The sequence below is a fragment of the Micromonospora sp. CA-246542 genome, from assembly GCF_050942905.1.
Taxonomy (GTDB): Bacteria; Actinomycetota; Actinomycetes; order Mycobacteriales; family Micromonosporaceae; genus Micromonospora.
Map to the genome: position 1 here is coordinate 1160874 of NZ_CP192040.1, position 12194 is coordinate 1173067.

The window sequence follows — 12194 nt, forward strand, 5'->3', positions numbered from 1 at the left end:
TCGATAGTCCTCTACGGACAGTCTGTCGCCGACAGTGCACTTAGGAAGTCCTTCTTGGGTGGCAAACCGCCAAATCCTGGACGCCGGCAGCGCAAAGTGGCAGCGTAACGGGCATGGCGGAATCCGGAGTCAACCCCACGGCGGCGGCCCTTCTCGGGCTGCTCCACGAGGGTCCCATGACAGGCGGTCAGTTGATGGCCGCCGCAGAGCGCCGGCTGGCGCCCTACTGGTCGATGACCCGCAGTCAGGTCTACCGCGAGTTGCCGGTCCTGGCCGAGCGGGGCTACGTACGGCTCGGCAAGCCGGGCCCCCGAATGAGCCAGCCGTACGCGCTCACCGCCAGCGGGAAACGGACGTTTTCCCGCTGGCTGGCGGAGAACCCGGGGCGGGACACGATCCGCAACCCGATCGCGCTCCGGATGGCCTTCGGCAACCTCCACTCGTCCAGCCAGCTCAAGAGCCTGTACGCCTCGGCCAACGAATACCACACCGAGGCCCTCGCCCAGGTGCGGGAGCAGGTCAAGAACGCCAAACGGGACGGCGAGACGTACGACGCCAGCGCGCTGGAGTTCGCCGTCGCCTACCATCGGGCGGCCCTGTCCTGGCTGAAGTCCGCCCCCGCCGGGTGATCGTCGGCGGGTTCACGGACACGGAACGGGCCTCGGCTTCCACCACGCGGAGCTTATTTGGCGCGGACCTGCGGGGCTCGCAAGCTCACTCCTCGTCCGCGCGGAGCTTATTTGGCGCGGACCTGCGGGGCTCGCAAGCTCACTCCTCGTCCGCGCGGAGCTTATTTGGCGCGGACCTGCGGGGCTCGCAAGCTCACTCCTCGTCCGCGCGGAGCTTATTTGGCGCGGACCTGCGGGGCTCGCAAGCTCACTCCTCGTCCGCGCGGAGCTTATTTGGCGCGGACCTGCGGGGCTCGCAAGCTCACTCCTCGTCCGCGCGGAGCTTATTTGGCGCGGACCTGCGGGGCTCGCAAGCTCACTCCTCGTCCGCGCAGTACGCTTGTCTGTCGTGACCGCTGCCGATTACGCCGAACAGCTCAAGGAACTCGACGCGACCCTGCGCAACATCGAGGCCGTCCTCAATCTGGACCGGCTGCACGAGGACAAGGCCCGTCTGGAGCAGGAGGCGTCCGCCCCCGACCTGTGGGATGACCAGGCCAAGGCTCAGCAGGTGACCTCGCAGCTGTCGTACGTCAATGGCGAGATCAGCAAGCTGGGCAGCCTGCGCTCGCAGCTCGACGACGCCCGGGTGCTGCTGGAGCTGGCCGAGGCCGAGTCCGACCCGGGTGTGCTGACCGAGGTCGAGTCGGAGATCACCGGGCTGACCAAGGCCATCCAGGAGATGGAGGTCCGCACCCTGCTCTCCGGCGAGTACGACTCCCGGGAGGCGCTGGTCGCCATCCGCGCCGGCGCGGGCGGTGTGGACGCGGCGGACTTCGCCGAGATGCTACTGCGGATGTACCTGCGCTGGGCTGAGCGGCACGGCTACCCGACGGAGGTCTACGAGACCTCGTACGCCGAGGAGGCGGGCCTGAAGTCGGCCACCTTCGCCGTCAAGGTGCCCTACGCCTACGGCACGCTCAGCGTCGAGTCGGGCACCCACCGGCTGGTCCGGATCAGCCCGTTCGACAACCAGGGCCGCCGGCAGACCAGCTTCGCGGGCGTCGAGGTGCTGCCGGTCACCGAGCAGACCGACCACATCGACATCCCGGAGAACGAGGTCCGGACCGACGTCTACCGTTCCTCGGGCCCCGGTGGGCAGAGCGTCAACACCACCGACTCGGCGGTCCGACTCACCCACATCCCCACCGGCATCGTGGTGACCTGCCAGAACGAGAAGTCCCAGCTGCAGAACAAGGCCTCCGCGCTGCGGGTCCTCCAGGCGCGGCTGCTGGAGCGCAAGCGCCAGGAGGAACAGGCCAAGCTGGAGGGCCTCAAGGAGAACGCCGCCGGCTCGTGGGGCGACCAGATGCGCTCGTACGTCCTGCACCCGTATCAGATGGTGAAGGATCTCCGAACCGAGCAGGAGACCGGCAATCCGAGCGCCGTCTTCGATGGCGAGCTGGACGGTTTCATCGAGGCCGGTATCCGTTGGCGTAAGCAGCGGCAGCTCGCCAGCGACAGTGCGTGACGATGCGTGGGCGGAGCGCGTCATCGATCTCCAGGTGAAAGCCTGATTCGACGACGCGCGCCCCATCTGCGGGGCGTGGGGCTTGGCTCAGTTGTTACACCGCGTAGACTCACGACCCGTGATTCAGCTTGAGCAAGTGACGAAGACGTACCCGAAGGCGTCCCGGCCTTCGCTCGACAACGTGTCCGTCTCGATCGAGAAGGGCGAGTTCGTCTTCTTCATCGGTCCATCCGGCTCCGGCAAGTCCACGATCATCAAGATGCTGCTGCACGAGGTGACCCCCAACAAGGGACGCGTCATCGTCAACAGCAAGGACGTCACGTCGATGCGCTCCTGGAAGCGACCCCACTTCCGGCGTTCGATCGGCTGCGTCTTCCAGGACTTCCGGCTGCTGCCGAACCGCACCGCCTACGAGAACGTGGCGTTCGCTCTCGAGGTGATCGGCAAGACCAAGGCGGTTGCCCGCCGGGTCGTGCCGGAGGTGCTGGAGCTGGTGGGGCTCGGTGGCAAGGAGCACCGCTATCCGCACGAGCTCTCCGGTGGTGAGCAGCAGCGGGTCGCCGTCGCCCGGGCGTTCGTGAACCGTCCGCTGATCCTGCTGGCGGACGAGCCGACCGGAAACCTGGACCCGGACACCTCGATCGAGATCATGCGTCTGCTGGACCGGATCAACCGCACCGGCACGACCGTCGTGATGGTCACCCACGACTCCAACATCGTGAACCAGATGCGCCGCCGCGTCATCGAGATCGAGAGCGGTCGCATCGTGCGTGACCAGGCCCGCGGCGTCTACGGGTGAGCCGGCGCTTCACCCCTTTCGCAGCCTGACGACGAACACCTCATGCCGGAGACCCGGAGGAAATCCCGATGCGCGTGAAATACGTCCTGTCCGAGGTACTGGTCGGACTGTGGCGCAACGTGACCATGACCGTCGCGATGATCATCACGATGGCGGTCTCGCTGACCATGCTCGGTGCCAGCGGTCTGATGTACCGCCAGGTTGACGACATGAAGGACCTCTACTACAAGAACATCGAGGTCTCGATCTTCCTGACCCAGGAGGTGAGCGAGCAGCAGCGCACCGACCTGAACGACAAGCTGAAGAACGACCCCCTGGTCAAGGACGTCATCTACGTCAACAAGGACGAGGCGTACAAGAAGTTCCAGGAGATGTACCAGGACGCGCCGGACCTGGTGAACGCGGTCAAGCCGGATCAGCTTCCGGAGTCCTTCCGGCTCAAGCTGAAGAACCCGGAGCAGTACAAGAACATCTACGACCAGTACAAGGAGACCGAGGGCGTCGACGAGATCGTCGACCAGAGCCGGCTCCTGGACAAGATCTTCGACGTCCTCACCGCGATCCAGAACATCGCCCTGGCCGCCGCGGTCGTGATGGCGATCGCCGCGCTGCTCCTGGTGGCCAACACCATCCAGGTCGCCGCGTACAGCAAGCGGCGCGAGGTGGCGGTCATGAAGCTGGTCGGCGCGTCCAACTGGTTCATCCAGGCGCCGTTCGTGCTGGAGGCCGTGGTAGCCGGTCTGATCGGCGCACTGCTCGGTCTGGTGGCCCTGGTGGCAGCGAAATATCTGCTCTTCGACGGGTCACTCAAGGCGTTGCAGGGTCTGCTGTCGCCGATCAGCTGGGGCGACATCCTGGTCATCTTCCCGCTGATGGCCTTCGTCGGTGGCCTGGTCAGCGCCGCCACCGCCTGGATCACCCTGCGCTTCTACCTGCGGGTCTAGTCAGGTTTTGCCTTTTGACAAGGACCCTCCCGCGGCCGGAAATAAACGGCGCGGGAGGGTCCTTGTTACTCCGGTAGCATGATCGGTTGTCCGGCCGGGGTGACCCGCAGTCGGATCAACCAGGGAGAGGGGGTGGCGCCGATGCCACGGGAAAAGGGGCGCAAGGTGGTCGCCTCCAACAAGAAGGCGCGCCACGACTACGCGATCCTCGACACGTACGAGGCGGGCATGGCGCTGACCGGCACCGAGGTCAAGTCGCTGCGGGCCGGGCGGGCGTCGCTGGTGGACGCGTTCGCCCAGGAGCGCGACGGCGAGCTGTACCTGCACGCGATGCACATCCCGGAGTACACCCAGGGCACCTGGACCAACCACGAGCCCCGGCGTACCCGCAAGCTGCTGCTCAACCGTGGTGAGATCGACAAGCTGGTCGGCAAGACCCGCGAGGGGGGTCTGACCATCGTCCCGTTGCAGATCTACTTCTCCGACGGCTGGGCCAAGGTGGAGATCGCCCTGGCCAAGGGCAAGAAGTCGTACGACAAGCGCCAGGACCTCGCCAAGCGCGACGCGGACCGGGAGATCGCCCGGGTGTCCGGTCGGCGCGGCAAGGGGATGGACGACTGATTCATCCCTTTTGTCGGGTTCGGTGTGCCGGACCGGGCCTCGGGATGAAAGCCGTTGCGGCAGGCGTTAGTCTTGTCAGTGCCGCCACAAGGTGGCCTGTCGAGGGGGTGACTGGTTTCGACTTCGTACGCAGCGACAGGGGAAGCGAGCCGAGGAAGCCGACGTCGTCTCGAGAATCGGTCGTCGGAAACTTATAAGCGCCAAGAACAATCGCGCTGACTTCGCTCTCGCCGCCTGAGGCGAGTAGCTAAGTCTGTCGGCCTGGGAACGCCTTCGTCCCAGTAGCCGGCATCAGCTAGAAGGCTGGCCAATCGGACCCGGTCGCGGGGTCCGTGCGGCGAGATCAATCAGCGACTGGGCCCGTCACACCAACTTGCTCGCGTGAGCGGTGGGGCCGAGTAGAGGCACAGCGAGCTGCGCTCGGAGAAGCCCTGACAAACCGGCGAAGGACCCGGGTTCGATTCCCGGCACCTCCACCACCTCGAAGCGATGCGCCCCGGCCACCGGCCGGGGCGCATCGTCGTATGTGACGAGTGGTTCGCCACCGCCTACGCTGCCGCTGTGACGAACCAGGGACTGCGCCTGTCGGTCGGCGCCTCGGCCGGTCACCGTACGCTCGCGATGGTGACGGGGGTGCTCGTCGCGGGTGTCGGTGCGGCCTTCGTGCTGGGGCCGGTGCTCGCGGGTGGGCTGTTGCGTCGCCTCACCGGCCCGGGTGACGGGTTCGCCTCCTACGAGGAGGCCCGCGACCTGCCGCCGGGAATGCGGCCGCCCGCGCTGCGGGAGTCCGCCAGCGGTGCGGAGCAACCCGGACTCCTCCTCGGGCTGTGCGGGCTCCCGTTCGTGCTGCTCGGCATCTACCTCGTGCTGCGGGTGCTGCGGACGGCCGCCTGGTTGGACGGCACCCGGGTGCTGGTACGAGGTGCGCTTCGCAGCCGTACCGTCGATCTCGCCACGGCCCGCGTCGACCCCGCGTCGTACCGCGACCCGGAGGGCCGTGGTGGTCTGTCTGCTCTCGTCGTCACCGACCGGGTCGGCGGGCAGCGGGCCACGATCCCGCTGCGGGGCATGGGTCTGCCCGTCCTGCCGCCGTCCGAGCTGCGCGCCCTGGCCGACGCGTTCTCGGTGGCTGGACCGGACGCCGCGCCCGACAATCGCGCCGTCGCCGCCGAACTGCGCCGACTGGCCGACGGCAACCGCTGAGGCGACAGCCAGCGCGAGACCTGAGCCGACACCGGAACCGACGCCACGGCGGCACCGTCGAACCCGTCATGCGTCGACCGGTCCTGCTGCTCATCCTGCCCCTGCTGTCCATGGCGGCGTGCGCCGCGCCCGTCGCCGACCCCGCGCCCGGTCGCGGTCCCACCACGTCGGCCCATCGTGCGTTCGACGACCGGGCCGCCGCCGTCGCCGCGGCCTGGCGGCCCGGTCCCGGCTGGCGTGACGGGTACGTCCCCCTCCAGGGACCGACCGTGCTCACCGGTGATCCGCGATTCACCCCGGACACCGAGACGGCCTTCCGGTCCGGCTGGTACCGCGCGCAGGTCGCCATCCCGTCGACCGGTGTCAGTGGCGAGATCCGGTTCCCGGACGGTCGGTTGACCCTGCCGCTGGTCAGCGCCGCCGAGGCGTACCGGCAGCTCGCTCAGGGTGATCCGCTGCCGTGCCCGGGTCGGCCGAAGCGGCCCGGACTGCCGAGCCCCGGCGGTCCCACGGTCGAGCCCGGACCGGACGGTTGGGCCACCAGCACGACGCAGACGGCCTGCCTCCCGCTGACCGTCACCGGGGTGACCCTCGGTGCCGTGCCGGTCCGTACGAGTCGGGGCGAGGCGCAGGTCCCGGCGTGGCTGTTCACGGTGGAGGAGTTGGCCACCCCGGTGGCCCGGCTCGCCGTCGCGCCGACGGCGGTCACACCGGTCCCCTCGGTGTCCCCACCGACGCAGCCGCCACCGGACGGCGTGGTCGCCGCACCGGACCTCGTGGCGGTGGACGGCGCACGGCTGACCGTCCACCTGGGCGTCGGCTCCTGTGACACGGGCATCACCCCGCTGGTGTCGGAACGGCCGGACGTGGTCGTGGTCGGCGGCACGGTCACCCGCGCCACCGGCGTCTGCAACGCCATGCTCAAGCTGCAACCGGTCACCGTCACCCTGGACGCGCCGCTGGGGGCGCGGCCCGTGCTGGACGTCGTCAGCGGCGCTCCGCTGTCGATCGCCGCACGGTGACGACGGCCCCGTACACCGGTCAGAGGATCGTGGGCACGTCGGTGCTGATCGGCACCGGCAGCACGGTGGGACCCCCGGCCCGTAGTCCGGCCGCGAGGGCCGCGCCGAACTCGTCGGGGGTTCGCACCACCTCGGTGGCGCAGCCGTAGCCGGCCGCGATCGCCGTGACGTCCAAGCCCGGCAGGTCCAGCCCGGGTACGCCCGGAGTGTGCTTCAGCTCGGCGAACGCCTTGAGGATCGCGTACTGCTGATTGATCGGGACGACGACCACGACGGGCAGGGACAGGCGCGCGGCGGTCCAGAGCGCCTGCACCGAGTAGTGGAACGAGCCGTCGCCGATCACCGCGACCACCGGTCGGCCGCGCCCGGTGTCCCGCTCGGCCAGCGCCACGCCGATCGCGGCCGGCAGGCCGTAGCCGAGGCCGCCGCTGGCCATCGTGAAGTACGACGCGGGTCGGGTGATGCGCAGGTTGCGGCGCAGCGCGGCCAGGTTGGACGGTGACTCCTGGACCAGCACGCCGTCGGCCGGCCAGTGCGCGGCCAACGCGGCGAACATCGCGTCGGCGCTCAGCGGCATGGTAACCTCCGGCGGCGGCGGGACGGCCCGGGGTGCCGGCGGCTGCCGGCCGGCGGGCGGAAGCAGGTCGAGCAGGGCGGTGAGGGCCAGTCCGGGGTCGCCGAGCAGGCTGTCCCCGACCGGGGCTCGGGCGGCCTCGTCCGGGTCGTCCGTGACGTGCAGCAGCCGGGCGCCCTCCGGCAGGTGGTTGCCCGGCACGTGCGGGTAGTAGCGGAACACCGGGGCGCCGACGACCAGGACGGTGTCGTGCCCGTGCAGCGCCTCGGCGAGTGGTCCGATGGCGAACGGCAGGACCCCCCGGAACTGCGGGTGGTCCTCCGGGAAGACGGCCCGCTCCGGTGCCGGTGCCGACCAGACCGGTGCGGCGAGTCGCTCGGCCAGCGCGACGGCCGCCGGCCAACTGCCGGAGCGGTCCACGCCGGGGCCGAACACCAGGACCGGGTCGCGGCTGTCGGCCAGCACCCGGGCGAACATCTCCAACCGCTGCGGGTCCGGCCCGAAGCGGGTCGCCACCGAGCGCGGCGCGGGCGGCGGCTCGGCGGGTTTGGCCCAGTCGTCCATCGGCAGGGAGAGGAAGACCGGCCCGACCGGGGGCTGTACGGCGGTCGCGTACGCCCGCAGCAGCGCCGCCGGGATGTCCTGCGCGCGGACCGGCTCGTAGCTCCACTTGACGTACGGCTCGGGCAGTTCGACGGCCCTTCGGTTGGTCAGCCGGGGCTCCAGCAGCAGCATCTCTCGGGTCTGCTGACCGGCGGTGACGATCAGTGGCGTCTTGTTGTGCCAGGCGGTCACCAGGTTGCCCATGCCGTTGCCCATGCCCGGTGCGGTGTGCAGGTTGACGTGCGCGGGTCGGCCGGCGGCCTGGGCGTACCCGTCGGCCATCGCCACGGCCGTGGCCTCGTGCAGCGCGTGGACGTAGTGGAAGTCGGCCGGGAAGTCCTGCAGGAACGGCTCCTCGGTGGAGCCGGGGTTGCCGAAGACGGTGGTCATGCCCAGGGTGCGGAGCACGTCGTACGTCGCGTCCCGGACCGTTGCCATCGTCGCCTGCCTCCGCTCGCGCGCAGGGGCGACCGTGGGCCGCCCTCCCGATCAGCCGAATCTATCGGGATGTGACAGACCTTTCGGGCTTTTCCGGCGTCCGGGAGGTCGTCCGGGAGCGCTCAGGGGAGCGCGAAGGGCAGTTTGATGCCGTCCAACGCCCGACCACACGCGCAGTCCTGCTCGGCGGGGAGCGCGGCCAACGCGTCCAGCAGCACGTCCCGCAGTCGGTCGGTGTTGGCCGCGAACACCCGGAACACCTCGTCCTGGGTCACCGTCTCGCCCGCCTGCACCCCGGCGTCCAGGTCGGTGATCAGCGCGATGGAGGAGTAGCAGAGGGCCATCTCCCGGGCGAGCACCGCCTCCGGATGGCCAGTCATGTTCACGACAGTGCCGCCGATCGACGCGTACCAGCGGGACTCGGCACGGGTGGAGAACCGGGGGCCCTCGACCACCACCACGGTCCCGCCGTCCACCGCCGTGACGTCCCGCCCGGCCGCCGCGGCGAGCAGGGCGTGGCGGCCCTTCGGGCAGTACGGGTCGGCGAACGGCACGTGCACCGCGCCCTCGTCGTAGTAGGTCTGCACGCGTCCGCTGGTGCGGTCGACGAGCTGGTCCGGCACCACGAACGTGCCCGGGCCAAGCTCCGGGCGCAGCCCGCCGACCGCGCACGGCGCCAACACCTGGCGTACGCCGAGCGAGCGCAGCGCCCACAGGTTGGCCCGGTACGGAATCCGGTGTGGCGGATACCGGTGGTCGGAACCGTGCCGGGGCAGGAACGCCACCCGGCGCCCGGCCACCTCCGCGATGGTCACCGCGTCCGACGGTGGACCGTAAGGGGTGCCCAGCTCATGGGGGGTGCCGTCGAGGAGCGCGTACAGCCCCGAGCCGCCGATCACCGCGAGGTCCGCCGTCGGTGCCATGGAACCTCCGTCGCAACTGTCCGATCACCCGCCGCTCAGACCTTAGCCAGCGCCGGGGACGCAGGCTATGGTGCCAGGCATGGCGTTGACAGCGCGGCTGACACCGATGCACCGTGCGGAGGCGGCGGATGACGGAACCCGGGTGCGGGCTCACGGCTGACGGGTAGGTGGGATGCAGGGAGAGGGCCAGGCGATCGGCGGACGAGCGATGGAGTTGATGACCGGGCGGCTGCTGGTCGCGACTCCGGCGCTCAAGGACCCGAACTTCGACCGTACGGTGGTGCTGCTGGTCGCCCACGAGCCGGGCGGCGCACTCGGCGTCGTCCTGAACCGGGCGACCGAGGTGCCGGTGGCCGAGGTGCTGGGCGACTGGAGCGACCTGGCTCGCCACCCGGCGGTCCTCTTCGAGGGCGGCCCGGTACAACCCGACTCGGCGATCTGCCTGGCCCGGATGCGGCAACCGCTACGGCGGCTCAAGGGTTTCCACCAGGTGTCCGGGGCGGTCGGCACGATCGACCTCTCCGTCGACCCGGAGAAGCTGCGGGAGAGCATCGGAGGCATCCGGGTGTTCGCCGGCTACTCCGGCTGGGGCAGCGGCCAGTTGGAGCAGGAGATCGCCGACGGGTCCTGGTTCGTGCTGGACGCCCTGCCCGGCGACGCCTTCGTCGACCGCCCCGACGACCTGTGGCCGATGGTGCTGCGCCGGCAGGGCGGGATGATGGCCGCCGTCGCCCACTTCCCGCCGGACGTGGCGCTGAACTGACCCGGCCGGGTGGGGACCCCGCGAGATGACCATGCGGGCGGGTCTGTGTATAGTTTCCGAGTGCCCGGGCGACCGGGACGACAGCAAGGGGCCGTGGCGCAGCTGGTAGCGCACCACACTGGCAGTGTGGGGGTCAGGGGTTCGAGTCCCCTCGGCTCCACCCTTGTTTGTGCAGGTCAGCGGCTTGGTCGGGAATACCGGTCAGGCCGCTGACCTGTTTCATGTCGCACCTCTCCCCCCACCGAGGCGGTCAGGACAGCCCGGGGCGGAACCGTCGGTAGCCGGACGATGAAGGTCGCCCCGGCGCCGGGCCGGCTGTCGGTGGAGATCGTCCCGCCGTGGCTGGTGACCACCTCCTTGAGGAGAGCCAGGCCCAGACCGAAGCGCCGGTCCGCAGCCCCGGCGCCGCGGTGGAAGCGGTCGAAGAGGTGTGGCGCGTCGGCGGGGTCGAAGCCGGCTCCGCTGTCCATGACCACCAGGTCCGCGCTCCGGCGGGAGGTGTGCAGCGCGACGTCGATGCGACCGCCCCTCGGGGTGTGGGTGAGGGCGTTGGCGAGCAGTTCGCCGACCATGCGGCGCAGGGCCGAGGCGATGCCGCAGACGAGAACCGGGGTGTCCGGGACGCTCATGTGCAGCTGGACGCCCTGCTCCGCGGCGCGGTCGGCCTCGCAGTCGACGGCCTGGGCGGTGAGGAGGGTCAGGTTGACGGGCTCGGAGGGGTGGCGGTCGACCGGGGTGGCGGCGAGGCGGGCAGAGAGCAGGAGCTCGTCGACGATCTCACCGAGCCGGCCGGTGGTCTCGATCAGGCGGTCGTAGTCGGCGCGGTCGGCGCCGGCGCGGCGGGCCAGGATCTGGGCGCGGGTGTGTACCTGGGCGATGGGGGTGCGCAACTCGTGGCTGGCGTCGGCGACGAACCGGCGTTGCCGGCCGAGCGCCTCGGCGAGCGGCGCCACGGCTCGGCGGCCCACGGCGATGCCCGTGAGCGCTGCCGCGGCGAGGCCGACGATCGCGGCGAGGAGGAAGGCGGCGAGCAGGTGACGCCGGTCGGAGATCTGGAAACGCGCGTCGAACACAGCTTGCACGACTCCCGTGCCGCGGGGCTGGGTGCGGACGTAGTAGGTCGTGCCGTTGCGGTCGATCTTGTCGCTGTGGACCTGGCCGTCGAGGGCCGCCGCGTCGATGGCGGACCGCAGGGGGAAGCCCGGCGGGGGCGGGTTCCGGCCCAGGTCGATGCGGCCGCCGTCGGACAGGATGATCCAACTGCAGGCCGGCGGTCCGTTGATGGTGCCGTGGACCACGCCGTAGCTGAGCTCGCGTTCGATCTGTTCGTGCTGGTTGTGCAGCAGAGCGACGTAGGAGATGGCGGCGCCCAGGGCGAGCAGCGCCGTCATCGTGAGTCCGACGAGCAGGCTGACCCGCGCCCTGGCCCGGCGCAGCATGGTGTCCTCGAAACTCACAGCGTCCCCAGCTTGTAGCCGAGACCGTGGACGGTCCGGATCACCGAGCGGCCGAGCTTGCGACGCAGGTAGTAGACGTACGTGTCGACCAGGGACGCCGCGGCAGCCTCGTCGAAGACCCGGCTGCGCAGCTCGGAGCGGGAGTGGACGGTGAGCGGACGGGCCGCGAGCACCCGGAGCAGCTCGAACTCGCGTGCGGAGAGGGCGACCCGGGTGCCGTCGGGCAGGACGGCGTCGCGCGCGGAGAGGTCGAGCTGGCCCGACCCGAATCGCAGCACCTCGGTGGAGTCGGTGACCCGGCGGCAGAGTGCCCGGATGCGGGCGCTCAGCTCGTCCAGGTCGAAGGGTTTCGTGAGGTAGTCGTCGGCGCCCGCGTCGAGGCCGGCGATCCGATCCTCGACGGTGCCGAGCGCGGTCAGCAGCAGCGCCCGGGCGGCCACCGCCCGGGAGCGCAGCCGGACGACCAGGTCCAGCCCGTCGAGGGCGGGTAGGCGGCGGTCGATCACCATCACGTCGTACGGCCGGGTGAGCCCCAGGTGCAGACCGCGCTGGCCGTCGGGGGCCTGGTCGACGACGTATCCCTCGCCGGTCAGCGTCTCGGCCACCATGCCGCGGAGCTCCGAGTCGTCCTCGACGAGCAGGAGTCGGTTCATGGGTAGATAGTGACACCGACTCATCGACATGTCTCTATGTTCCGGAAAACTTGTC

Annotated in this window: 12 protein-coding genes, 1 tRNA gene and 1 other RNA gene; 10 read left to right on the forward strand and 4 right to left on the reverse strand. The window is 70.1% G+C overall.

Features of this window, described 5'->3' with window-relative positions; translation table 11 throughout:
* Window positions 1-113 precede the first annotated feature (113 nt).
* The 8 genes from ACQP0N_RS05525 to ACQP0N_RS05560 all read left to right on the forward strand — a co-directional run bounded on the left by ACQP0N_RS05525 (window position 114) and on the right by ACQP0N_RS05560 (window position 6728).
* Window positions 114-629: a PadR family transcriptional regulator gene (locus ACQP0N_RS05525; protein WP_266249116.1), complete on the forward strand. Its 516-nt coding sequence runs from the start codon at window positions 114-116 to the stop codon at window positions 627-629.
* Window positions 630-1017: 388 nt separating this feature from the next.
* The gene (gene prfB / locus ACQP0N_RS05530) at window positions 1018-2139 is read left to right on the forward strand and encodes a peptide chain release factor 2 (protein WP_396801312.1); all 1122 of its coding nucleotides are present in this window, start codon (window positions 1018-1020) and stop codon (window positions 2137-2139) included.
* Between the two features lie 118 nt (window positions 2140-2257).
* Window positions 2258-2938, forward strand: a complete 681-nt coding sequence (ftsE, locus tag ACQP0N_RS05535) for a cell division ATP-binding protein FtsE (protein ID WP_007455859.1) — start codon at window positions 2258-2260, stop codon at window positions 2936-2938.
* A 68-nt stretch (window positions 2939-3006) separates the two neighbouring features.
* Window positions 3007-3882 (forward strand): permease-like cell division protein FtsX, encoded by an 876-nt coding sequence (gene ftsX / locus ACQP0N_RS05540; RefSeq protein ID WP_355052001.1) that lies wholly within the window; start codon window positions 3007-3009, stop codon window positions 3880-3882.
* Between the two features lie 141 nt (window positions 3883-4023).
* Window positions 4024-4503: an SsrA-binding protein SmpB gene (gene smpB / locus ACQP0N_RS05545; protein WP_433118082.1), complete on the forward strand. Its 480-nt coding sequence runs from the start codon at window positions 4024-4026 to the stop codon at window positions 4501-4503.
* Between the two features lie 103 nt (window positions 4504-4606).
* Window positions 4607-4982, forward strand: a transfer-messenger RNA (tmRNA) gene (gene ssrA, locus ACQP0N_RS05550).
* Between the two features lie 82 nt (window positions 4983-5064).
* The gene (locus tag ACQP0N_RS05555; protein ID WP_433118084.1) at window positions 5065-5706 is read left to right on the forward strand and encodes a hypothetical protein; all 642 of its coding nucleotides are present in this window, start codon (window positions 5065-5067) and stop codon (window positions 5704-5706) included.
* A 68-nt stretch (window positions 5707-5774) separates the two neighbouring features.
* On the forward strand, window positions 5775-6728 hold the full coding sequence (locus tag ACQP0N_RS05560; protein WP_433118085.1) for a hypothetical protein: 954 nt from the start codon (window positions 5775-5777) through the stop codon (window positions 6726-6728).
* Between the two features lie 19 nt (window positions 6729-6747).
* On the opposite strand, the gene mdlC is transcribed toward ACQP0N_RS05560, so the two are convergent.
* On the reverse strand, window positions 6748-8343 hold the full coding sequence (mdlC, locus tag ACQP0N_RS05565) for a benzoylformate decarboxylase (RefSeq protein WP_433118087.1): 1596 nt from the start codon (window positions 8341-8343) through the stop codon (window positions 6748-6750).
* A gap of 122 nt (window positions 8344-8465) precedes the next feature.
* Window positions 8466-9266: an S-methyl-5'-thioadenosine phosphorylase gene (locus tag ACQP0N_RS05570; protein ID WP_433118089.1), complete on the reverse strand. Its 801-nt coding sequence runs from the start codon at window positions 9264-9266 to the stop codon at window positions 8466-8468.
* A gap of 172 nt (window positions 9267-9438) precedes the next feature.
* Between ACQP0N_RS05570 and ACQP0N_RS05575 the strand changes: the two genes are divergently transcribed.
* Together ACQP0N_RS05575 and ACQP0N_RS05580 are read left to right on the forward strand one after the other, a co-directional pair.
* A complete protein-coding gene (locus ACQP0N_RS05575) occupies window positions 9439-10029 on the forward strand; it encodes a YqgE/AlgH family protein (protein ID WP_357127995.1) in 591 nt (196 codons plus the stop codon).
* An 87-nt stretch (window positions 10030-10116) separates the two neighbouring features.
* Window positions 10117-10189, forward strand: a tRNA-Ala gene (locus ACQP0N_RS05580).
* Between the two features lie 16 nt (window positions 10190-10205).
* On the opposite strand, the gene ACQP0N_RS05585 is transcribed toward ACQP0N_RS05580, so the two are convergent.
* Window positions 10206-11486: a sensor histidine kinase gene (locus ACQP0N_RS05585; protein WP_433118091.1), complete on the reverse strand. Its 1281-nt coding sequence runs from the start codon at window positions 11484-11486 to the stop codon at window positions 10206-10208.
* Window positions 11483-12139 (reverse strand): response regulator transcription factor, encoded by a 657-nt coding sequence (locus ACQP0N_RS05590; RefSeq protein WP_433118093.1) that lies wholly within the window; start codon window positions 12137-12139, stop codon window positions 11483-11485. Before ACQP0N_RS05590 ends, ACQP0N_RS05585 begins: the two co-directional genes overlap by 4 nt.
* Window positions 12140-12194: the final 55 nt, after the last annotated feature.